The 23,704-nt window shown below is 34.7% G+C and carries 17 protein-coding genes, 1 pseudogene, 1 riboswitch and 1 other annotated feature; of the genes and pseudogenes, 17 read left to right on the forward strand and 1 reads right to left on the reverse strand.

The features are described from left to right. The 7 genes and pseudogenes from dnaA to JG554_RS13145 form a co-directional block, all read left to right on the forward strand. Window positions 1–1,368, forward strand: a complete 1,368-nt coding sequence (gene dnaA / locus JG554_RS00005; protein WP_107360060.1) for a chromosomal replication initiator protein DnaA — start codon at window positions 1–3, stop codon at window positions 1,366–1,368. Window positions 1,369–1,609: 241 nt separating this feature from the next. Beyond that, on the forward strand, window positions 1,610–2,740 hold the full coding sequence (dnaN, locus tag JG554_RS00010) for a DNA polymerase III subunit beta (protein WP_046207173.1): 1,131 nt from the start codon (window positions 1,610–1,612) through the stop codon (window positions 2,738–2,740). Between the two features lie 612 nt (window positions 2,741–3,352). After that, window positions 3,353–3,586, forward strand: a complete 234-nt coding sequence (gene yaaA / locus JG554_RS00015) for a S4 domain-containing protein YaaA (RefSeq protein WP_174894798.1) — start codon at window positions 3,353–3,355, stop codon at window positions 3,584–3,586. Further along, entirely contained in the window at window positions 3,583–4,698 is a 1,116-nt protein-coding gene (gene recF / locus JG554_RS00020) for a DNA replication/repair protein RecF (RefSeq protein ID WP_046207175.1), read from the forward strand. Before yaaA ends, recF begins: the two co-directional genes overlap by 4 nt. A gap of 12 nt (window positions 4,699–4,710) precedes the next feature. Then, entirely contained in the window at window positions 4,711–6,651 is a 1,941-nt protein-coding gene (gene gyrB, locus JG554_RS00025) for a DNA topoisomerase (ATP-hydrolyzing) subunit B (RefSeq protein WP_176745302.1), read from the forward strand. 35 nt (window positions 6,652–6,686) lie between these two features. Continuing rightward, window positions 6,687–9,374: a DNA gyrase subunit A gene (gene gyrA / locus JG554_RS00030; RefSeq protein ID WP_064209811.1), complete on the forward strand. Its 2,688-nt coding sequence runs from the start codon at window positions 6,687–6,689 to the stop codon at window positions 9,372–9,374. 313 nt (window positions 9,375–9,687) lie between these two features. After that, window positions 9,688–9,851 (forward strand): annotated as a pseudogene (locus JG554_RS13145) (IS5/IS1182 family transposase); the annotation flags it as partial. An 89-nt stretch (window positions 9,852–9,940) separates the two neighbouring features. Here the strand turns inward: JG554_RS13145 and JG554_RS00035 are convergent. Beyond that, window positions 9,941–10,756: an NAD(P)H-hydrate dehydratase gene (locus JG554_RS00035; RefSeq protein ID WP_371090911.1), complete on the reverse strand. Its 816-nt coding sequence runs from the start codon at window positions 10,754–10,756 to the stop codon at window positions 9,941–9,943. 373 nt (window positions 10,757–11,129) lie between these two features. On the opposite strand from JG554_RS00035, the gene hutH reads away from it, so the two are divergent. The 10 genes from hutH (at window position 11,130) to JG554_RS00085 (ending at window position 23,643) form a co-directional block, all read left to right on the forward strand. Then, window positions 11,130–12,632 (forward strand): histidine ammonia-lyase, encoded by a 1,503-nt coding sequence (gene hutH / locus JG554_RS00040; RefSeq protein WP_070038534.1) that lies wholly within the window; start codon window positions 11,130–11,132, stop codon window positions 12,630–12,632. Window positions 12,633–12,728: 96 nt separating this feature from the next. Then, window positions 12,729–12,919 (forward strand) — a binding site (T-box leader). Window positions 12,920–12,984: 65 nt separating this feature from the next. Further along, window positions 12,985–14,274, forward strand: coding sequence for a serine--tRNA ligase (gene serS / locus JG554_RS00045; protein ID WP_070038537.1), 1,290 nt, complete (start codon window positions 12,985–12,987; stop codon window positions 14,272–14,274). 450 nt (window positions 14,275–14,724) lie between these two features. Continuing rightward, window positions 14,725–15,420: an AzlC family ABC transporter permease gene (locus JG554_RS00050; protein ID WP_046207180.1), complete on the forward strand. Its 696-nt coding sequence runs from the start codon at window positions 14,725–14,727 to the stop codon at window positions 15,418–15,420. Further along, complete coding sequence (locus JG554_RS00055; RefSeq protein WP_046207181.1) at window positions 15,417–15,746, forward strand: AzlD domain-containing protein; 330 nt, start codon at window positions 15,417–15,419, stop codon at window positions 15,744–15,746. The genes JG554_RS00050 and JG554_RS00055 overlap by 4 nt, the downstream gene beginning before the upstream one ends. Before the next feature lie 127 nt (window positions 15,747–15,873). Beyond that, window positions 15,874–15,974, forward strand: a riboswitch (SAM riboswitch). Window positions 15,975–16,035: 61 nt separating this feature from the next. Continuing rightward, window positions 16,036–17,004 (forward strand): homoserine O-acetyltransferase MetX, encoded by a 969-nt coding sequence (gene metX / locus JG554_RS00060; protein ID WP_046207182.1) that lies wholly within the window; start codon window positions 16,036–16,038, stop codon window positions 17,002–17,004. A gap of 278 nt (window positions 17,005–17,282) precedes the next feature. Then, window positions 17,283–18,209 carry a DUF2232 domain-containing protein gene (locus JG554_RS00065; RefSeq protein WP_182478086.1) on the forward strand — a complete coding sequence of 309 codons (927 nt, stop codon included), beginning with the start codon at window positions 17,283–17,285 and terminating at the stop codon, window positions 18,207–18,209. 14 nt (window positions 18,210–18,223) lie between these two features. Then, window positions 18,224–20,191, forward strand: a complete 1,968-nt coding sequence (locus JG554_RS00070; protein ID WP_046207184.1) for a DHH family phosphoesterase — start codon at window positions 18,224–18,226, stop codon at window positions 20,189–20,191. Continuing rightward, complete coding sequence (rplI, locus tag JG554_RS00075) at window positions 20,188–20,634, forward strand: 50S ribosomal protein L9 (protein WP_046207185.1); 447 nt, start codon at window positions 20,188–20,190, stop codon at window positions 20,632–20,634. The genes JG554_RS00070 and rplI overlap by 4 nt, the downstream gene beginning before the upstream one ends. 30 nt (window positions 20,635–20,664) lie before the next feature. Next, on the forward strand, window positions 20,665–22,068 hold the full coding sequence (dnaB, locus tag JG554_RS00080; RefSeq protein WP_070038543.1) for a replicative DNA helicase: 1,404 nt from the start codon (window positions 20,665–20,667) through the stop codon (window positions 22,066–22,068). A gap of 291 nt (window positions 22,069–22,359) precedes the next feature. Further along, window positions 22,360–23,643 (forward strand): adenylosuccinate synthase, encoded by a 1,284-nt coding sequence (locus tag JG554_RS00085; protein WP_070038546.1) that lies wholly within the window; start codon window positions 22,360–22,362, stop codon window positions 23,641–23,643. Window positions 23,644–23,704: the final 61 nt, after the last annotated feature.

A 23,704-nucleotide genomic window follows, 5' to 3' on the forward strand; every position in this document is an offset into this window, starting at 1 on the left:
ATGTCAGAACAAGAAATTTGGGAAAACGTTTTAACTTTAGCTCAAGAAAAAGTCAGCTATCCTAGCTATCAAACTTTTTTGAAAGATACAAAACTTTATTCGTTGCAAAATGATGAAGCTATTGTAGTCATTGACGATCCCTTTGTAGCTAATTGGTTAAAGACACATTATGTTGAAATCGTACAATCTGCATTATATGAAGCTATTGGTCATAAAATTACGCCAGTATTTTACTCTGAAGATGAATTAGAAAGTTTAAAATCTGAAAAAAAGCAAGATGCTAATCAGAGTACTGATGAAAAAGAGATAGATCTTGATACAGTGGATGTAGCAAAAATGGGGGATGAACAATTCAATATCAATAATACATTTGAAACATTCGTCATCGGCCCCGGAAACAGATTCCCACATGCTGCAAGTTTAGCTGTAGCTGAAGCACCAGCCCAAGCATATAACCCATTATTTATATATGGTGGTGTGGGATTAGGTAAAACCCATCTAATGCATGCTATTGGCCATTATGTATTAGATAATAATCCAGATGCCAAAGTAATCTATACATCTAGTGAAAAATTTACTAATGAATTCATTAAATCTATCCGAGACAATAAAACTGAACGTTTTAGAGAAAAATATCGTAATATCGATGTGCTCTTAATAGATGATATACAATTTATTCAAAACAAAGAGCAAACTCAAGAAGAATTTTTCCACACATTTAATGATTTACATCAAGCGAATAAGCAAATTGTTATTTCTAGTGATAGACCACCTAAAGAAATTGCTAAATTAGAAGACAGATTACGTTCTCGCTTTGAATGGGGATTAATAGTAGACATTACTCCACCGGATTACGAAACAAGAATGGCAATTTTACAGAAAAAAATTGGTGAAGAAAATATAAATATTCCTACTGAAGCCCTGACGTATATCGCTAATCAAATACAATCTAATATACGTGAACTTGAAGGTGCACTTAATCGCGTATTAGCCTTTTCAAAATTACAAGGACAACCGATCACAACTGAATTAACAGCAGCTGCGCTAAAAGATATCATCCAAGCACCTAAATCTAAAAAAATTACTATACAAGATATCCAAAAAGTTGTTGGAGAATACTATAGTGTGAGAATAGAAGACTTTAGTGCCAAAAAGCGTACAAAATCAATTGCATATCCACGTCAGATTGCAATGTATTTATCACGTGAATTAACCGACTTCTCACTACCTAAAATCGGGGAAGAGTTTGGTGGACGTGATCATACTACTGTTATTCATGCACATGAAAAAATTGTGAAGGATATCAATAATGATCCGACATTTAAACAAGAAGTCGAAAATCTTGAAAAAGAAATTAGAAACCAATAAAACAATCTGTACTATAACAGATTAATGAATCAATTTAGAGGTATAACAAAATAACTTATTTTTTTAACTTTGTGGACAATGTGCAAAAGTAGTACACACTGTGCACAAGTTATCCACAGTCGTCAAACAATGACATGATTGTATTAATTTGAGTTATCCCCTAATCCACAAGCCCTACTACTATTACTACGGGTTTAAAACCTATATAATTATTATATAAACGACTGGAAGGAGTTTAAAAATGGAATTTACAATTAGAAGAGATTATTTTATAAATCAATTAAATGACACATTAAAAGCAATCTCCCCAAGAACTACATTACCGATACTAACGGGTATAAAAATTGAAGTTAAAAACAATGAAGTCATACTTACTGGTTCAGATTCAGAAATCTCAATAGAAATTACAATTCCTAAACAAGTAGATGGAGAAGATATTATTGAAGTTGCAGAAACTGGTTCAGTTGTACTCCCTGGTCGTTTCTTTGTAGATATTATTAAAAAACTACCAGGAAAAGAAGTTAAATTATCAACAAATGAACAATTCCAAACTTTAATAACTTCTGGACATTCAGAATTTAATTTAAGTGGTTTAGATCCAGATCAATATCCTTTATTACCACAAGTTTCACGTGATGATGCGATTCAATTATCTGTAAAAGTCCTTAAAAACGTGATAGCACAAACAAATTTCGCAGTGTCCACCTCAGAAACACGTCCAGTACTCACTGGTGTTAACTGGCTTATACAGGATAATGAATTAATATGCACAGCGACTGACTCACACCGCTTAGCTGTGCGAAAAGTAGCTTTAGAAGATGAATCTGAAAATAAAAATGTCATTATTCCAGGTAAAGCTTTAGCAGAATTAAATAAAATTATGTCAGATAGTGAAGAAGATATCGATATTTTCTTTGCTTCAAACCAAGTGCTATTTAAAGTCGGAAATATAAACTTTATATCACGTCTCTTAGAAGGTCACTATCCAGATACTTCACGTTTATTCCCAGAAAACTATGAAATTAAAATAGGCATCGATAACGGAGATTTCTATCATGCTATTGATCGTGCCTCTCTATTAGCACGTGAAGGTGGAAACAATGTTATTAAATTAAGTACAGGTAATGAATTAGTTGAATTATCCTCTACATCACCAGAAATCGGTACTGTAAAAGAAGAAGTAAAAGCGGATAACGTTGATGGTGGCAATTTAAAAATTTCATTCAACTCTAAGTATATGATGGATGCACTAAAAGCAATCGATAACGATGAAGTGGAAGTTGAGTTCTTTGGTACGATGAAACCATTTATTTTAAAACCAAAAGATGATGATTCAGTTACACAATTAATTTTACCAATCAGAACATATTAAACTTTTGTTTAAAGAGATAGAACCTGAGACAAATTGATGTCTCGGGTTTTTATAATATGGATATTTAAAGCATAGTGAGACAACTTAAGTAGAAAAGGTCAGAATTTTATCTTGTCTTAAACTCTGTCACATTTAAATCATTGTCTCACTCTTTTTTTTAGAAGTAATTTCATAAAATGAAACGTGTATATTGATAAAGATATATTAATAATAAATATTCAAAGATACGTACAAGCTACTTAGAGCTTAAATATAAGCAACTTAAACTTTTTAGACTTATGATACCTAAAATTAATAATTAAGCTGAGAAAGTCTTTAAAATTCAAAATCACAATATTAGCCATTCGCTTTATATAAAAATACTTTTATGAAGTATTGCGTAGTTAAAAACATTAATAAATAATTATTTAGTTAGAATATTTTTAAAAGAAATAGAATAATACGAATAAAAGTTTGTTATAATATATGAGTATTACATTGTTAAAAGTACCTTTATAAATAATTTTCAAAAATAGTAAAAATCATACATAAGAAAACGCTTTCCATCTGCATTTTGCATGAAATTTTTCTCGAAAAAAGGTATAATATATAGATGAGTTTAAAAGGAATGGAGTGATTGATTTGGTTGAAGAAGTAATTGTTGATGGAGACATTACTTTAGGGCAATTTCTAAAGACAGAAGGTATTATTGAATCTGGTGGTCAAGCGAAATGGTTCCTGCAAGATTTTGAAGTAATGATCAATGGTGAGCGCGAAATACGTCGTGGTAAAAAATTAAACCATCAAGATAACATCGTTATACCAGAAGTCGGTTCATTTTTGATTATACATCAAGGTGAAGAATGAAACTAAAGACACTCCAGCTAGACAATTATCGTAACTATGAGTCAATTACCCTAAATTGTCACCCTGAAGTCAATATATTGATTGGTGAAAATGCGCAAGGGAAGACTAATTTATTAGAATCTATTTATACATTAGCATTAGCTAAAAGTCACAGAACATCAAATGATAAAGAACTCATACGTTTTGATCGAGACTATGCTAAAATAGAGGGTGAACTCAGTTATAGATATGGAGAAATGCCTTTAACGATGTTTATAACTAAAAAGGGTAAACAGGTTAAAATCAATCACTTAGAACAAAGTAGGCTAACACAGTATATAGGCCACTTAAACGTTGTCTTGTTTGCACCTGAAGATTTAAACATTGTCAAAGGGGCACCTCAAATAAGACGTAGATTTATAGATATGGAACTTGGACAAATTTCAGCTGTTTACTTAAACGATTTGTCTCAATATCAAAGAATTTTAAAACAAAAGAATAATTATTTGAAGCAATTGCAATATGGTCAAAAGACTGATAGCACTATGCTTGACGTCTTAAACCAACAATTTGCAGCATATGCACTCAAAGTTACATTAAGACGTGAACATTTTATTAAAGAACTAGAATCATTAGCCAAACCTATTCATTCTGGTATTACGGATGAGAATGAAACACTGTCATTAAAGTACCTTCCTAGTATCAAATTAGATGCTGAAGAAAAAAGTGAGACGGAACGCTTAGAGGAAGTCTTAACTTTACTAGATGATAACAAAGAGCGTGAAAAAGATAGAGGTGTCTGTTTGTTTGGCCCTCACAGAGATGATTTAGGTTTCAACGTAAATGGTATGGATGCTCAAACTTACGGTTCGCAAGGACAGCAAAGAACGACGGCGTTATCAATCAAACTTGCAGAAATTGAACTGATGAATATTGAAGTAGGCGAGTACCCCATTTTATTGCTAGATGATGTGTTAAGTGAATTAGATGATTCACGTCAGTCTCATTTATTGAGCACAATTCAACATAAAGTACAAACATTTGTGACGACAACATCAGTTGATGGCATTGATCATGAAATTATGAAAAACGCTAAACTTTATCGCATTAATAATGGCGAAATTATAAAGTAACGGAAAGTGAAGGTGGAAGCATTGTCAGATGTGAACAACACGGAAGATTATGGTGCTGGTCAGATTCAGGTATTAGAAGGTCTAGAAGCGGTTCGTAAAAGACCAGGTATGTATATAGGCTCAACTTCAGAAAGAGGGCTGCATCACTTAGTTTGGGAAATTGTTGATAACAGTATTGACGAAGCACTTGCTGGTTATGCTGACCAAATCGAAGTTATTATTGAAGAAGATAATTGGATAAAAGTAACAGATAACGGCCGTGGTATCCCTGTTGGTATACAAGAGAAAATGGGACGTCCTGCCGTTGAGGTTATTCTAACTGTACTACATGCCGGTGGTAAATTCGGTGGAGGCGGTTATAAAGTCTCTGGTGGTCTCCATGGTGTGGGGTCTTCTGTTGTAAATGCTTTATCGGAAGATTTGGAAGTATATGTATATAAAGATGAAAATATATATCACCAAGCATACAAAAAAGGTATCCCTCAGTTTGATTTGAAAATCATTGGTAAAACCAATGAGAGTACTGGTTCTACTGGTACTGCGATTCGTTTTAAAGCTGATCCTGAGATATTCACTGAAACAACAACATACAATTATGAAGTATTGCAACAACGTATCAGAGAACTAGCATTTTTAAATAAAGGTATTTCAATTACTTTAAGAGATGAAAGAGAAGAAGAGGTTCGTGAAGATACGTATCACTATGAAGGTGGTATAAAATCTTACGTTGAAATGTTAAATGAAAATAAAGAACCTATTCATGAAGAACCGATTTATGTGCATCAATCCAAAGATGATATTGAAGTTGAAATAGCGCTTCAATACAATAAAGGTTATGCTACGAATCTTTTAACATACGCAAATAATATACACACTTATGAAGGTGGGACTCATGAAGAAGGCTTTAAACGAGCGCTCTCACGTGTGTTAAATAGCTATGGTCTTAACAGTAAAATTATGAAGGAAGATAAAGAAAGACTTTCAGGTGAAGATACACGTGAAGGTTTAACAGCTATTGTTTCAATCAAACATGGTGATCCACAATTCGAAGGACAAACTAAAACGAAATTAGGTAATTCCGAAGTACGTCAAGTTGTTGATCGTATATTCTCTGAGTTATTTGAACGCTTTTTATATGAAAATCCACAAGTAGGTCGAACAATCGTAGAAAAAGGAATTATGGCTTCACAAGCACGTCTTGCAGCTAAAAAAGCGCGTGAAGTGACACGTCGTAAATCCGCATTAGAAGTTTCTAGTTTACCAGGAAAACTGGCTGATTGTTCTAGTAAAGACCCTTCTCGTAGTGAAATTTTCATCGTCGAAGGTGACTCTGCCGGGGGGTCTACAAAATCTGGACGTGACTCAGAAACGCAAGCCATCTTACCTTTACGTGGTAAGATATTGAACGTTGAAAAAGCACGTTTAGATAGAATTTTAAATAATAATGAAATACGTTCTATGATTACTGCTTTTGGTACTGGTATTGGTGGAGAATTTGATTTAAGTAAGGCACGCTATCACAAGATTATCCTTATGACAGATGCCGATGTTGATGGTGCACATATTAGAACATTATTATTAACATTCTTCTATCGTTTTATGAGACCGTTAATTGAAGCGGGCTATGTTTATATTGCACAGCCACCATTATTCAAGTTGACACAAGGTAAACAGAAATACTATGTGTTTAACGAACGTGAACTAGAAAAACTTAAAGCTCAATTAGATCCAAGTCCAAAATGGTCTATTGCACGTTACAAAGGTCTTGGTGAAATGAATGCTGACCAATTATGGGAAACTACTATGAATCCTGAAAACAGAGCTATGTTACAAGTATCATTGGAGGATGCGATTGAAGCTGACCAAGTTTTTGAAATGTTAATGGGCGATGTTGTTGAGAACCGTAGACAGTTTATTGAAGATAATGCAGTCTATGCAAACTTAGATTTCTAAGACAATGAACTGAATTTTTGAAGGAGGATATCTTGATGGCTGAATTACCTGAATCAAGAATAAATGAACGAAATATAACGAATGAGATGCGTGAATCGTTCCTAGATTATGCGATGAGCGTTATCGTTTCACGTGCGCTACCAGATGTTAGAGATGGTTTAAAACCAGTACATCGACGTATATTATACGGCTTACACGAACAAGGCATGACACCTGATAAATCATATAAGAAATCTGCGCGTATTGTTGGGGACGTTATGGGTAAATATCACCCTCACGGTGACTCCTCGATTTACGAAGCTATGGTTAGAATGGCGCAGGACTTCAGCTATCGATATCCTTTAATTGATGGCCAAGGTAACTTTGGTTCTATGGATGGTGATGGAGCAGCGGCGATGCGTTATACAGAAGCGCGTATGTCTAAAATCACACTCGAAATGTTGAGAGATATTAACAAAGATACGATTGATTTTGTTGATAACTATGACGGCAATGAAAGAGAGCCGGCAGTCTTACCATCAAGATTTCCAAATTTACTCGTAAATGGTGCATCAGGTATCGCAGTAGGTATGGCTACTAATATACCGCCACATAACTTGACTGAAGTGATTAATGGTGTATTAAGTTTAAGTCATAATCCAGACATTACGATTTCAGAATTAATGGAAGATGTCCAAGGGCCAGACTTCCCTACAGCAGGGATTATTCTTGGTAGAAGTGGCATACGCCGTGCATTTGAAACTGGACGCGGTTCAGTTCAAATGAGAGCAAGAGCTGAAATTGAAGAACGTGGCGGCGGTCGTCAACGTATTGTTGTTACTGAGGTTCCGTACCAAGTAAATAAAGCACGCATGATTGAAAAAATTGCCGAATTGGCACGTGATAAAAAAATTGACGGCATTACAGATTTACGTGACGAAACAAGTTTACGTACTGGTGTACGTGTTGTGATTGATATACGTAAAGATGCCAACGCTAGTGTTGTATTAAATAACTTATATAAACAAACACCATTACAAACATCATTTGGTGTTAATATGATTGCTTTAGTTGATGGTAGACCGAGATTGATTAACCTCAAAGAAGCATTAGTTGAATATCTTGAACATCAAAAGATAGTCGTAAGAAGAAGAACGGAATACAACTTGAAAAAGGCACAAGACCGTGCACATATTTTAGAAGGATTAAGAATCGCATTAGACCACATTGATGAAATTATTCGTGTGATTCGTGAATCTGAAACAGATAAAGTTGCAATGGCAAGCTTGCAAGAACAATTTAAACTTACTGAACGACAAGCGCAAGCCATCCTTGATATGCGATTAAGACGTTTAACAGGATTAGAAAGAGATAAAATTGAATCTGAATATAATGAATTAATTGCATATATAGAAGAATTAAAAGCGATTCTTGCAGACGAAGAAAAACTATTACAACTTGTTCGTGATGAGTTAATTGATGTTCGTGAACGCTATGGAGACGAACGTAAAACAGAAATTCAAATGGGCGGTCTCGACCACATTGAAGACGAAGACCTAATACCAGAAGAACAAATCGTCATTACATTAAGTCACAATAACTATATTAAACGCCTACCCGTTTCAACATATAGAGCGCAACATCGTGGTGGTCGTGGTGTACAAGGTATGCAGACCTTAGAAGAAGATTTTGTAAGTCAACTTGTTACGTTGAGTACGCATGATCATGTCTTATTCTTCACGAATAAAGGTAGAGTGTATAAACTTAAAGGATATGAAGTGCCGGAACTCTCCCGTCAGTCTAAAGGTATACCAGTAGTCAATGCGATTGAACTAGATAATGATGAAACAATTAGTACAATGATCGCCGTCAAAGATTTAGAAAGCGAAGAAGATTACTTAGTATTTGCAACGTTAAATGGTATCGTTAAACGTTCAGCATTACGTAACTTCTCACATATTAACAAAAATGGTAAGATTGCGATTGGTTTCAAAGAAGATGACGAATTGATAGCTGTGCGTTTAACAGATGGTGAAGATGATATATTAATCGGTACAGCTCACGGTTCTTTAATCCGCTTTAATGAGTCGGCATTACGTCCTTTAGGTCGTACAGCTGCCGGTGTTAAAGGTATTACATTAAGAGAAGGCGACAAAGTCGTCGGATTAGATGTTACTAAAGCAGAAACAGATGATGAAATTCTAGTTGTGACTGAAAATGGTTACGGTAAGCGTACGCCAGTTAGCGAATATCGTTTATCTAACCGTGGTGGTAAAGGTATTAAGACTGCTACGATTACAGAACGTAACGGTCAAGTGGTATGTATCACATCCGTTGAAGGTAAAGAAGACTTGATGATTGTTACAAATGCCGGTGTAATTATCCGCATAGGCGTTGAAGATATTTCACAAAATGGACGTGCAGCTCAAGGTGTGAGATTGATTAAATTAAACGATGATCAATTTGTTTCTACTGTTGCTAAAGTAGATGAAGAAGAAAAAGAAGCTGAAGAAATTGAACTACAAGAAGCAGATAATGAACAAATTGAAGGCGCTACAAGTGACAATCAACAATCAGAATCTGTAGTATCAGATGAACTATCAGAAGGCATTGTGCATACCGAAGTTGAAGAAGATTCAGATGAAGATGGTCGTCAAGAAGTGAGAAAAGACTTTATGGACCGTATCAATGAAGATATTGATAATAGTGATAATGAAGAAACTGAAAACGAAGACGACGAATAATCTCAATTTTTAGCAGTAAACCAATAGCTGTATTCAAAATTAAAACATTTAAATACACAAGTGAGTTTGGGACATAAATCCCCATTCTCAAAATATAAGAGGGTCAATCCTTAATATGGATTGACCCTCTTTATATTTAAAGTCTGACGATTGACTGTACATGCTTGCCTAGGGCATGGTGCGAGCCTATAGTCTCTCACTCACAAGATTCCCTCGGGTGTCAGCACATTACAAAATCGGTACAATTTATATTTTGTTATTCCAAAAAGCCTTTACGTATAATTTAATCAGCACTATTAAATTAACGAGAGGCATATATAAAGATGATAACTTGACTCAACATATACTACCAATAGAAACTTAAGATCAGTATCCCACAAATGATATGTCACGATATGTGAATGAAATCGTTGAAACAATCCCTGAAAATGTATTCGATGCATTTAAACATCACGTAGTGCAACAACATATCACCCCAATAGAAATTGCCTTTTCATTTGTCTAAGCATTTTATGTCTCAGATACATTTTATTTTGGTTTTAAAAATTTTTATCACCGATGTTGATTTAACTTTCCAATGCTTTCATAGCATATGGAATTTCACTAATTAAATGGGAAGGTGGGACTACATACATTTTGTTTGATAGTTCTTCACCGATATAACTATGTGTATAAGTGGCACTCGTAACCGCTTCTTTCGTGTCGTCGAATTGACCTACAAAACTTGTAATCATACCAGCAAGTGTATCCCCCATGCCACCTGTTGCCATCGCAGGCGTGCCGATTGGCAGTTTGTAATCCTCATCTTTGAAATAGATTTCAGTGCCATGCATTTTTAATACAATTGTTGCCCCAATTCTATCAGCAGCTTCGCGATTACGTTCATATGTTTGTTCTTCTATTGCGATCCCACTTAAGCGTTCCCACTCTTTTTGATGTGGTGTGAAAATAACATTGCAAGTTGGAATATCTGGTTTTAATTTACTAAATATAGTAATAGCATCTCCATCCACTATAAGCGTTTGATGTGGTTGAATGTTTTGTAATAAGAACGTGATAGCATTATTTCCTTTGAAATCACATCCTAATCCAGGACCAATTAAGATACAATCTGTATTTTCAATCATTTTAGTGAGCATTTTAGTATCATTGATATCAATCACCATTGCTTCAGGACAACGTGAGTGTAGCGCTGCATGATTTGTTGGGTGTGTAGCTACTGTAATTAAGCCACTACCACTATAGACACAAGCGCGTGCAGCAAGCATGATTGCCCCACCTAGATTCGCATTTCCTCCAATTAAAAGAATTTTGCCATAATCACCTTTATGCGTTTCATCTTTACGTTTTGGAATGCTTACTGATGAAATTGTTTCCAACATTGAAACCCCCTTTAATTCTATTAGTTATTTCAACTTTTAATTTGTATATTTAATCATTATATTGTTGATTTGTAATTTTGTGCTTTCTGAGAAAAATTGTGTGTTTATAAGTATTATGAAAGCTTTTCTCTGTTGCTATTTTTAATTTATTTTTAAATACAATAGAAAATATTATACCTGGTTTGCATTTTAGTCAATAGGTAAAAGCATTAAGAATTTGTTTATTTTTAGAAATAATAAATTTGCCATCTTTATCTTAGTAAAATACTAATTTAATACCATGTTACGGATATGGATGAACCTATTGTTCTTAAAAATATGGAAGCGTATACTCTAATTAATTGAAAATCATTAGAAGTCAGGAGATGGGGAAATGACATTACAGCTTAATGGTGAAAATTTAACAATAAATGCAATTAAAGATTTTTTATATCAAAGTGATGATGTAAAAGTAACAGAGGATGCTTATGAACGTGTAAAACAGAGCCGTGTAACAGTAGAAAAGATTATAGATGATAAAGAAACAATTTATGGTATAACGACTGGATTTGGCTTATTCAGTGATGTACGTATTGATGAGGGAGAATACAATCAATTACAAGCCAATTTAATTCGTTCACATGCATGTGGTATCGGAAAACCTTTTTCACAAGATGTCGCGTTAGTGATGATGGTTTTACGTCTAAACACATTGTTAAAAGGTCATTCTGGTGTGACAATCGATTTAGTAGATCAAATCATATATTTTATTAACAACAGAATTATTCCAGTTATTCCACAACAAGGATCTCTTGGTGCATCGGGTGACTTAGCACCACTTTCACATTTAGCTTTGGCGTTGATTGGAGAAGGTAATGTCTATTATAAAGGTGAAGAAGAAGACAGTCGGTATGTCTTAAATTTATTAAATCGTGAACCTTTGAGCTTACAGGCTAAAGAAGGTCTAGCTTTAATTAATGGTACGCAAGCTATGACTGCACAAGGTGTAATTAATTATATAGAAGCGGAAGATATTGGTTACCAAGCAGAGTGGATTGCTGCATTAACACATCAAGCTTTAAATGGCATTACGGATGCATATCATGAAAAAGTGCATCACGCTCGAAATTTTCCAGAACAGATAGATGTTGCTTCACGCATGTTAGACTGGCTCGAAGGTTCTAAATTAACAACGACACAAGGAGAAATTCGCGTTCAAGATGCTTATACATTACGCTGTATTCCACAAATACACGGCGCAAGCTTCCAAGTGTTTAATTATGTAAAAGAAAAACTTGAATTTGAAATGAATGCGGCGAACGACAATCCATTAATATTTGATGAAGATGATGAAACATTGGTTATTTCTGGAGGGAATTTCCATGGCCAACCGATTGCATTTGCATTAGATTTCTTAAAGTTAGGGGTAAGTGAATTAGCTAATGTTTCGGAAAGACGTCTAGAGAGATTAGTAAATCCACAATTAAACAATGGTTTGCCAGCATTTTTAAGCCCTCAACCGGGTTTACAGAGTGGCGCGATGATTATGCAATATGCAGCTGCAAGTCTTGTTTCGGAAAATAAAACACTCGCACACCCTGCTAGTGTGGATTCTATTCCATCATCAGCTAATCAAGAAGACCATGTTTCTATGGGGACAATTGCTTCACGCCATGGCTACCAAATGATTGAAAATGCACGTCGTGTGTTAGCAATAGAAGCAATTATCGCACTTCAAGCGGTAGAATATAAAGATGTCGAAAAATTATCACCTAAAACTTATGAAAAATATCAAACTTTACGAAAAGTTGTACCATCTATCACTGAAGATCGCCAATTTCATAAAGATATAGAAGCTGTTTCACAGTATTTATTAGATCAAGCTTATACTAATTAAGTTGAGTGAATTTTTAATGAACATTCAGCGATTGCATATTCTTGGCCTTGAAAAGTAATAGGTTATTTGCTATATTGAAATCAAGTAAATAAAGCTATTGTTCGTAGGATAAGTAGTGTTGCACTTCTGGTTTCAGAGAGCTTGTGGTTAGTGAGAACAAGTAATCAGGGTCAATGTGAATCTACCTACTATATGAGAACAATCGGGTTTAACCGTTATTTTGGTGAAAGTGCAGTCTCTTTTGACTGTTAAATAGGGTGGCAACGCGTAAAGACCACGTCCCTTGTACAGGGATGTGGTCTTTTTTGTGTTCTATTCTTAAAAAATAGAAATTGAAAGGATGGAAAGTGACATGTTAGACATTAAACTATTTCGTAATGACCCAGAGTTTTTAAAAGACAAAGTTGCAAAACGTGGTATGGATACAAAAGTAGTAGATGATGTATTATCACTTGATGACAAACGCCGTGAATTAATTCGTAAAGCTGAGGAAATGAAAGCTGAACGTAACAAAGTAAGCGGTGAAATTGCTGAAAAAAAACGCAATAAAGAAAATGCAGATGATGTAATCGCAGAAATGAGAAAATTAGGTGATGACATCAAATTGTTAGACAATGATTTAAATGATGTGGATAAAGAATTAGAAGACTTATTATCTCGCATTCCAAATACAATTCATGATGATGTACCTGAAGGCGATTCTGATGAAGATAATGTCGAATTAAAGCGTTGGGGCACACCAAGGAAATTTGATTTTGATGAAAAAGCACATTGGGATCTAGTAGAGTCATTGCAAATGGCTAATTTTGAACGAGGCGCAAAAGTCGCAGGAGCAAGATTCGTGTTCTTAACTGGCGAAGGTGCACAGTTGGAAAGAGCATTAATGAATTATATGGTTACAAAACATACGACGCAACATGGTTACACAGAAATGATGGTACCACAATTAGTAAATGCTGATTCAATGTATGGTACTGGCCAATTACCAAAATTTGAAGAAGATTTATTCAAAATTGAAAAAGAAGGATTATATACAATTCCAACAGCAGAAGTACCATTAACAAATTATTATCGCAATGAAATTATTGGTCCGGATGTCTTACCTGCTAAATTTACTGCGCAATCAGCGTGTTATCGTAGTGAAGCGGGCTCAGCTGGTAGAGATACAAGAGGATTAATCCGATTACATCAATTCGATAAAGTAGAGATGGTACGTTTTGAAAAACCAGAAAATTCTTGGCAAGCGTTAGAGGAAATGACAGAACATGCAGAAGCAATTTTAGAAGAGTTAGGCTTACCGTATCGTAGAGTTATTTTATGTACAGGTGACATAGGCTTTGGCTCAAGCAAAACGTATGACTTAGAAGTATGGTTACCAAGCTATAATGAGTACAAAGAAATTAGCTCTTGTTCAAATATTACTGATTTCCAAGCACGTCGTTCTAATATTCGTTTTAAACGTGAGAAAGCAGCAAAACCAGAATTAGTGCACACATTGAATGGAAGTGGTTTAGCAGTAGGTCGTACATTTGCTGCAATCGTAGAAAACTATCAAAATGAAGATGGTTCAGTCACTATTCCAGATGCATTAGTACCATATATGGGTGGTAAAACAGTGATACACCCAGTTAAAGAAAAATAGAATTCGTTTAAATGAATTCATCAGCGATATTTGAGATAGTTTAAATATTAAACTTTCAAAATAGTGGTTACAAGTTAATACTGAAGTGCAAGTAGAGGTTGAGATAAATGAATGTCTCAACCTCTCATTTTATACGAATAATGAATTATAAGGCTTTTAATCTATTAAATGGCTTAATATTTTTAAAGTAAAGAAAGGGGAGGGAAGGTGTTAAATATCTCAGTTTTCAGTTTTTTAAATTTGTAAAATGACTTATTTTATTCAAATGATAAGGGGTGAGTCTAAAATAATAACACAATATTCTGAAATATAAAATGCCAATTTAATAATGTTTTTAGACGCCGGTAAGTCTTAGGCCATACATACCTCAGTCTAAAGATATTGAATATGTCTTTTGCTTTGTATTAAACTAGTTCTATTATTTTTATAAAATATTTGGGAGGTGGCATGATGACAACACATCTAACTTTTAAGCAAGGTGTAAAAGAATGTGTACCGACTTTGTTAGGTTATGCTGGTGTTGGTCTTTCCTTTGGTATTGTTGCAGTGGCTTCAGGTTTCAATTTAATTGAAATTATTTTATTATGTTTACTTATTTATGCAGGCGCAGCACAATTCATTATTTGTGCATTAGTCATTGCTGGAACTCCAATTTCTGCAATTGTCTTAACGACATTTATTGTGAATTCTAGGATGTTTTTATTAAGTATGACCTTAGCACCAAGTTATAAAGGATATGGGTTTTGGAATCGTATAGCCATGTCTTCTCTGATTACAGATGAAACATTTGGTGTCGCTATTACACCACATCTAAAAGGTGAAAAAATCAATGATCGTTGGCTACATGGATTAAATATCACTGCATATTTATTTTGGACATTTGCAAGTGTTGTTGGTGCTATTTTTGGTAAGTACATAACGAATCCCGATGCATTTGGGTTAGATTTTGCTATTACTGCAATGTTTATATTCCTAGCTGTTTCGCAATTCGATGCTATTAAGCAGTCACAAGTTAAAACATATTTAGTATTAATTGTTTGTGTAATTTTGTTAATGCTTATTTTAAGTTTCTTTATGCCTTCATACGTAGCAATCATCATAGCGTCGACAATTACTGCGGGATTAGGGGTGGTGATCGATAAATGACAACGACTTTACATATGTTATTAATTATTGTTTTATGCGGTGTGGTAACGTGGTTGACACGTATTATACCTTTTATATTAATTACAAAAATCAAACTATCTGAGACAGTCGTAAAGTGGCTTTCTTTCATTCCCATCACATTATTTACTGCATTGATTGTAGACGGCGTCCTAGAACAACATGAAGGCTCAATGGTTTATAGTGTTAATTTGCCGTTTTTAGTGACGATGCTTCCAACAATAATCATTGCCATTATTACACGGAGTTTAACGATTACGATTGTCAGTGGTATTTTAATAATGGCAATTTTAAGATGGATATTTTAAAGATATTATTGAAGTGACTCCCATTATCCGTTAAAATAGCAATAATTAGAAAATTTTGATAATTTTAATGAAATACTTGTTAAAATGGATATTTGATTTATGCACAGCTTTTTACAATTAAAATTAAATCTTATTTCGAGAAGCAGAGGGATTTGGCCCAATGAAGCTTCAGCAACCGACTTTAATAAGCACGGTGCTAATACCAACGATTCGCTCGAATAATAAGTATTGTAACTTCTTACTTATTATAAATAGGTGAGAAGTTTTTTTACTAAGTAGGAGGTAAATGATGACAAATTATACGGTTGATACATTAGAATTGGGACCATTTACAACTGAATCAGGTGAAACGATTTTAAATTTAAAATTACGTTATGAACATGTTGGATATGAAGGACAGCCACTTGTGCTTGTATGCCATGCACTGACTGGTAATCATTTGACCTATGGTACGGATGACAATCCTGGTTGGTGGAGAGAGATTATAGATGGGGGATACATGCCTATACATGATTATCAATTTTTAACATTTAACGTGATCGGTAGTCCGTATGGTTCCAGTTCGCCATTTACAGATGCTGATTTTCCTAAGCATTTAACATTGCGTGATATTGTCAATGCAATCGAATTAGGTATTCAAACATTAGGGTTTGATCGAATTAGTATTTTAATCGGTGGGTCTTTAGGAGGTATGCAAGCGCTGGAATTATTGTATAATCATAAATTTGAAGTAGATAAAGCAGTAATTTTAGCTGCGACTGATAAGACTTCCTCATATAGTCGTGCATTTAATGAAATTGCGAGACAGGCGATTCGATTAGATCATGGTGAAGGTATGAGCATAGCAAGGCAACTTGGTTTCTTAACGTATCGCTCCTCCAAAAGTTATGATAGACGATTTACACCTGATCAAGTTGTAAACTACCAGAAACATCAGGGGAACAAGTTTAAAAAGCATTTTGATCCATTGAGTTATTTAAGCCTGCTAGACGTCTTAGATAGCCACGATATAGATAGAGATCGTACTGATGTAGATGAAGTGTTTGGACGTCTGGATACTAAGGTTATGACTATGGGCTTTACGGATGATTTGTTATATCCAGACGATTTAGTATATGCCACAGGTGCGCGATTTAAATATCACAAGCATTGCTTTGTGCCAGATAATGTAGGACATGATGGTTTCTTATTGAACTTTAATGATTGGGCACCTAATTTATATCATTTTTTAAAAGTTTCTAAGTTCAAAAGAAAATAACGATATGATTTATTTTAGTTTATTTTGTATGATAAGACGTCTGGGATAGTTATTTTATCCTTTATGAAAGTTAAAATAACTGTTTTCCTATGATGTCTTCTTTTTTTATAGCGAGCAAAATATGAAATTTGAAGTTGGAATCAACGACGGAAATGCAATTTAAAAAGGCGTTCGTTTTCAGATATTGGCCCCGATATTGAACTTCTGACAAAAAGGATTGTCAATAATTGTATAAAAGTTTTAAAGAGGTTAAAATAATAAACATAGACAAAAATTGTATAGGAGTGGCGAATTTGTTTTCTAAAATACATACTAAAGCCACTATACTTAGTGTAATTACGTTAATTATAGTTGCTTTAGCTTTACATATATTACCGATACTTGGACTCGTGTTGAGTTTATTTGCAACAATTCCAGGTATTATTTTATGGCATAAATCTGTAGAATCTTTTGGCTTAACGGCAGTCATTACAGTTGTGCTAACTACGTTATTAGGTAATATATTCGTGTTAAGTATCATGATCCTCTTGTTCGTAGTAAGTTTTGTAGTGGGTCAATTATTAAAAGAACGAACATCAAAAGAACGTATACTATATATAACAACGACTTTTATTAGTATTATTGCATTAATTGCATTTATGGTGTTACAAGCATCAAAAAAAATATCGAGTGCTGCTTCATTAATCAAACCGATTAAAGAACAGATGTATCAAATAATTTCCAGCGCTTCAGTCAACGCAGATTATAAACAAATGTTTGAAGAGGCTTTCCGCCAATCAGCAGTACAACTACCAAGTTATATAATCATTGGCGTATTTCTACTTATATTAATCAATTTAATTATCACTTTTCCAATCTTGCGTAAATTCAAAATCGCTACACCCATATTCAAACCATTATATGCTTGGCAAATGAAGCGTTCTGTCTTATGGATGTATATTATTGTATTAATTTGTGTTATGTTTTCAACGCAACCAAGTGCGTTTCAAACGATCGTCTTAAACTTTGAAATTGTGTTATCATTATGTATGTACATTCAGGGGTTAAGTGTGATTCACTTTTTCGGAAAAGCGAAATCAATGCCGCCAGCACTTACAGTGATATTAATGGTAATAGGGACAATTTTAATGCCATTAACACATATTGTGAGTCTCCTGGGATTTGTAGATTTATGTATCAATTTAAAACGTATCATTAAAAAATGATTTGAGGTGGAAAAATGAACCGTCAATCCACTAAAAAAGCGTTGATTTTACCATTTATTATTATGGTGCTCACAGCAATAGCGCTTGTCGTCGTTTGGTTTATTTTTAATCAATTGATTGCAGGTATAGCTACTGTTGTATTACTCATCATAATCGTAGGGACAGTACTAATGGTAAGACAAGCTTTACAAAAATTGGATAACTATGTAGATAATCTGAGTGGAAAAATCTCAGCAAGCAGTAATACTGCTATTAAAAGATTACCTATTGGGATGATTATCTTAGATGAAAACGAAAACATAGAGTGGATGAACCAATTTATGTCGGATCGTCTAGATCGAAATGTAATTTCTGATCCAGTCAATGAGGTATATCCTAATATATTAAAACAGTTAGAAAAAACACAAGAAGTGGAAATTCAAGAAAATGAATATCACTATCGCGTGAGATATTCAGAAAAAGAACATGTATTGTATTTCTTCGATATAACAGAAGAAATACATACACAAGAATTATATGAAGCATCTAAACCAATTATTGCAACACTATTTTTAGATAACTATGATGAGATCACGCAAAATATGAATGATACGCAACGTTCAGAGATTAACTCTATGGTCACGCGTGTAATCAGTAGATGGGCAACTGAATATAACATTTATTTCAAGCGTTATAGTTCAGACCAATTTGTTGCCTATTTAAACCAACGTATTTTAAATGAAATTGAAGCATCTAATTTTAGTATACTGAGTCAATTACGTGAAAAAAGTGTGGGTTACCGTGCGCAATTGACATTAAGTATTGGTGTGGGTGAAGGCTCAGAGAATTTAATCGATTTAGGTGAATTATCTCAATCTGGACTTGATTTAGCATTAGGTCGTGGTGGCGACCAAGTTGCGATTAAGCATATGAACGGAAATGTGCGTTTTTATGGTGGTAAGACTGACCCTATGGAGAAACGTACACGTGTTAGAGCACGTGTGATTTCTCACGCACTAAAAGATATATTAATGGAAGGCGACAAAGTCATCATTATGGGACATACGCGTCCTGACTTAGATGCTATTGGTGCAGCGATTGGTGTCTCACGATTCGCTATGATGAACAATTTGGATGCTTACATTGTGTTGAATGATTCAGATATAGATCCGACGTTACGTCGTGTGATGAATGCAGTCGATGAAAAGCCTGAACTAAAAGAGCGTTTTATTACATCTGACGAAGCATGGGACGTCATGACGTCTAAGACAACTTTAGTAGTTGTAGATACACATAAACCAGAAATGGTTATTGACGAAAACATATTAAACAAAGCTAATCGTAAAGTTGTGATTGATCATCATAGACGTGGTGAAAGCTTTATCTCTAGTCCACTATTGGTTTATATGGAACCATATGCAAGTTCAACTGCAGAACTAGTGACTGAATTGCTAGAATATCAACCAACAGAACAACGATTAACACGTTTAGAGTCGACAATTATGTTTGCAGGTATTATTGTAGATACACGTAATTTCACATTGCGTACAGGTTCAAGAACATTTGATGCGGCAAGTTATTTACGTGCACATGGTGCAGATACAATATTAACGCAGCACTTCTTGAAAGATGACTTAGATACGTACATTAATCGTACTGAATTAATCCAAACAGTGAAACTACAAGACAACGGTGTCGCAATTGCACATGGTTCGAACGAAAAAATCTATCATCCTGTAACAGTTGCACAAGCAGCGGATGAACTGTTAAGTTTAGATGGTGTAGAAGCTTCGTATGTAGTTGCTAGAAGAGAAGATAATTTAGTCGGTATGTCTGCCCGCTCACTCGGTGCAGTTAATGTTCAGCTGACAATGGAAGCACTTGGTGGCGGTGGCCATTTAACAAATGCAGCTACACAATTAAAAGATGTCACTGTTGATGAAGCAATCGAACAATTACAACAAGCTATAACAGAACAAATGAGTAGGAGTGAAAATTCATGAAAGTAATATTCACACAAGACGTTAAAGGTAAAGGTAAAAAAGGCGAAGTTAAGGATGTACCAGTAGGCTATGCCAACAACTTCTTATTGAAGAAAAATTATGCAGTAGAAGCTACACCAGGTAATTTAAAACAACTTGAAAAGAAAAATGAAGCTGCAGAAGCGGAACGCCAACAAGAAATTGAAGATGCTAAAAAATTAAAAGAAACATTGAGTCAAATTGAAGTTGAAGTATCTGCTAAAACAGGCGATGCGGGAAAATTATTTGGTTCAGTAAGTACTAAACAAATCGCTCAAGCACTACAACAACAACACGATATTAAAATTGACAAGCGTAAAATGGATTTACCAAACGGTATACATGCCTTGGGTTACACAAATGTACCAGTTAAATTAGATAAAGAAGTAGAAGGTACAATTCGTGTACACACAGTTGAACAATAAAAACGGATTGAGATATGAGGTGTAATCATAATGGATGGAATGTATGAACAAAATCAAATGCCCCACAGTAATGAGGCTGAACAATCTGTCTTAGGTGCCATTATCATAGATCCGGAATTGATAAACAGAACTCAGGAAGTCTTACTTCCTGAGTCCTTTTATAGAGGCGCGCATCAACACATCTTTAGAGCCATGATGAACCTCAACGAAGATAATAAAGATATTGACGTGGTTACAATTATGGATCAACTGTCACATGAAGGACGACTAAATGAAGCGGGTGGCCCACAATATCTAGCAGAATTATCTAGTAATGTACCGACAACTCGAAATATTCAATATTATACAGATATCGTATTTAAGCATGCAACAAAACGTAAGTTGATACAAACTGCTGATAGCATTGCTAACGATGGTTATAATGATGAATTAGAATTAGATACAATATTGAACGATGCAGAACGTCGAATATTAGAATTGTCATCTACACGTGAAAGTGATGGATTCAAAGATATTAGAGATGTGCTTGGAGAAGTGTATGAGAATGCAGAATTACTTGATCAAAATAGTGGTCAAACGCCTGGTATTCCAACTGGTTATCGAGATTTAGACCAGATGACTGCGGGCTTTAACCGTAACGATTTAATTATTCTGGCTGCCAGACCGTCAGTAGGTAAGACTGCCTTCGCACTTAATATTGCGCAAAAAGTTGCTACACATGAAGACCATTTCTCAGTAGGTATATTTTCACTGGAAATGGGTGCTGACCAATTGGCAACACGTATGATTTGTAGCTCTGGCAACGTAGATTCTAACCGTTTGAGAACGGGTATGATGACGGAAGAAGACTGGAATCGCTTTACCATAGCAGTAGGTAAATTATCTAGAACAAAGATATTTATTGATGATACACCAGGTATTAGAATTACAGATATTCGTTCAAAATGCCGTCGTTTAAAACAAGAACACGGTTTAGACATGGTAGTCATTGACTATCTGCAATTAATCTCAGGTAGTGGTTCGAGATTCTCAGATAACCGACAACAAGAAGTATCCGAGATTTCTCGTACATTAAAGGCGATTGCCAGAGAAATGGAATGTCCGGTTATAGCATTAAGTCAGTTATCACGTGGCGTAGAGCAACGTCAAGATAAACGGCCAATGATGAGTGATATTCGTGAATCAGGATCAATCGAACAAGATGCTGACATCGTCGCATTCTTATATCGTGATGATTACTATAATCGTGGCGAAGATGAAGACGATGATGATGGAGATACGAGCTTTGAACCACAAACAAATGATGATAATGGTGAGATTGAAATTATAATAGCGAAGCAACGTAATGGCCCAACAGGGACTGTTAAATTACATTTTATGAAGCAGTATAACAAATTTACAGATATTGATTATGCACATGCAGACATGGGTTAAGAAAAAAGAATAAAATTTATTTTTCCGTACGATTTTTAAATACTTTTATTAATTGTACGGTTTTTGTTTGTTTTTAGTTCTTTCGTTTTTGATGAAGTATGTGTTGCGAAAAAGTGGATATCGGTTTGAAAACCTTGATGACACTATGTTTAAGGTGTGCAATAGCTTTTTTGGACACTCAACAAAATTTGAAAAAATGTAAAAAATCAATGTTCGATTTTTGTTTGCATTATTAGTGTGGTATTGGTAGAATACTTAATGGTTAATTGAGAAAAACTTGGAGGTGCTCATATGTCATCAATCGTAGTTGTTGGGACACAATGGGGAGACGAAGGTAAAGGTAAAATCACAGACTTTTTAGCAGAACAAGCAGATGTTATTGCACGTTTTTCAGGTGGTAACAATGCAGGTCATACAATTAAATTTGGTGGCGAAACATATAAATTGCACTTAGTACCATCTGGTATTTTCTATAAAGAAAAACTAGCAGTTATTGGAAATGGTGTAGTTATAGATCCAGTCGCATTATTGAAAGAGTTAGACGGTTTAAATGAAAGAGGTATTTCTACAGATAATTTACGTATTTCAAATCGTGCTCAAGTTATTTTACCTTATCACATAAAACAAGATGAATATGAAGAAGAACGCCGTGGAGATAATAAAATTGGTACTACGAAAAAAGGTATCGGTCCTGCTTATGTAGATAAAGCACAACGTATCGGTATCCGTGTAGCAGATTTATTAGACAAAGAAACGTTTGAAAAATTATTAAAAGAAAATATTGAATACAAATCAGCATATTTTAAAGGTATGTTTGATAAAGCATGTCCTTCATTTGAAGAAATCTTTGAAACTTATTACGCAGCAGGCCAACGTTTAGCAGAGTTCGTTACGGACACTGCAAAAGTATTGGATGATGCATTTGTAGCTGAAGAAAAAGTATTATTTGAAGGTGCACAAGGCGTTATGTTAGATATCGACCACGGAACATATCCATTTGTTACGTCAAGTAACCCAGTTGCAGGTAACGTAACTGTTGGTGGTGGCGTTGGTCCAACTTACGTATCTAAAGTTATTGGCGTATGTAAAGCTTATACATCACGTGTCGGTGATGGCCCGTTCCCAACAGAACTATTTGATGATGATGGACACCACATCCGTGAAGTTGGCCGTGAATACGGTACAACTACAGGCCGTCCACGTCGTGTAGGTTGGTTCGATTCAGTTGTATTACGTCACTCTCGTCGTGCGAGTGGTATTACCGATTTATCAATCAACTCTATCGATGTCTTAACAGGTCTAAAAGAAGTGAAGATTTGTACAGCTTATGAATTAGACGGTAAAGAAATTACTGAATATCCAGCGAACTTAAATGACTTACAGCGTTGTAAACCGATTTTTGAAACGTTACCAGGTTGGACTGAAGATGTTACAAGTTGTCGCTCATTAGATGAGTTACCAGACAATGCACGTAGATACTTAGAACGTATTTCTGAGTTGTGTGACGTTCAAATTTCAATCTTCTCTGTAGGACCAGACCGTAATCAAACAAACTTATTAAAATCATTATGGTAAGTCGTTAACCTATGTTAACGGATTTATAAATGTAAAATAATAAAATGTTAATATGAAAGAA

The sequence above is a fragment of the Staphylococcus sp. 11-B-312 genome (assembly GCF_016743055.1).
GTDB lineage: Bacteria > Bacillota > Bacilli > Staphylococcales > Staphylococcaceae > Staphylococcus > Staphylococcus ureilyticus.

What these genes read in the sequence shown, in the direction of transcription:
- hutH (WP_070038534.1), top strand. Translation starts at nt 11,130, where the DNA reads ATGACATTACAGCTTAATGGTGAAAATTTAACAATAAATGCAATTAAA.
- dnaB (WP_070038543.1), top strand. Translation starts at nt 20,665, where the DNA reads ATGGATGGAATGTATGAACAAAATCAAATGCCCCACAGTAATGAGGCT.
- recF (WP_046207175.1), top strand. Translation starts at nt 3,583, where the DNA reads ATGAAACTAAAGACACTCCAGCTAGACAATTATCGTAACTATGAGTCA.
- JG554_RS00055 (WP_046207181.1), top strand. Translation starts at nt 15,417, where the DNA reads ATGACAACGACTTTACATATGTTATTAATTATTGTTTTATGCGGTGTG.
- JG554_RS00050 (WP_046207180.1), top strand. Translation starts at nt 14,725, where the DNA reads ATGACAACACATCTAACTTTTAAGCAAGGTGTAAAAGAATGTGTACCG.
- JG554_RS00070 (WP_046207184.1), top strand. Translation starts at nt 18,224, where the DNA reads ATGAACCGTCAATCCACTAAAAAAGCGTTGATTTTACCATTTATTATT.
- gyrA (WP_064209811.1), top strand. Translation starts at nt 6,687, where the DNA reads ATGGCTGAATTACCTGAATCAAGAATAAATGAACGAAATATAACGAAT.
- JG554_RS00085 (WP_070038546.1), top strand. Translation starts at nt 22,360, where the DNA reads ATGTCATCAATCGTAGTTGTTGGGACACAATGGGGAGACGAAGGTAAA.
- dnaN (WP_046207173.1), top strand. Translation starts at nt 1,610, where the DNA reads ATGGAATTTACAATTAGAAGAGATTATTTTATAAATCAATTAAATGAC.
- metX (WP_046207182.1), top strand. Translation starts at nt 16,036, where the DNA reads ATGACAAATTATACGGTTGATACATTAGAATTGGGACCATTTACAACT.
- rplI (WP_046207185.1), top strand. Translation starts at nt 20,188, where the DNA reads ATGAAAGTAATATTCACACAAGACGTTAAAGGTAAAGGTAAAAAAGGC.
- dnaA (WP_107360060.1), top strand. Translation starts at nt 1, where the DNA reads ATGTCAGAACAAGAAATTTGGGAAAACGTTTTAACTTTAGCTCAAGAA.
- JG554_RS00035 (WP_371090911.1), bottom strand. Translation starts at nt 10,756, where the DNA reads ATGTTGGAAACAATTTCATCAGTAAGCATTCCAAAACGTAAAGATGAA.
- serS (WP_070038537.1), top strand. Translation starts at nt 12,985, where the DNA reads ATGTTAGACATTAAACTATTTCGTAATGACCCAGAGTTTTTAAAAGAC.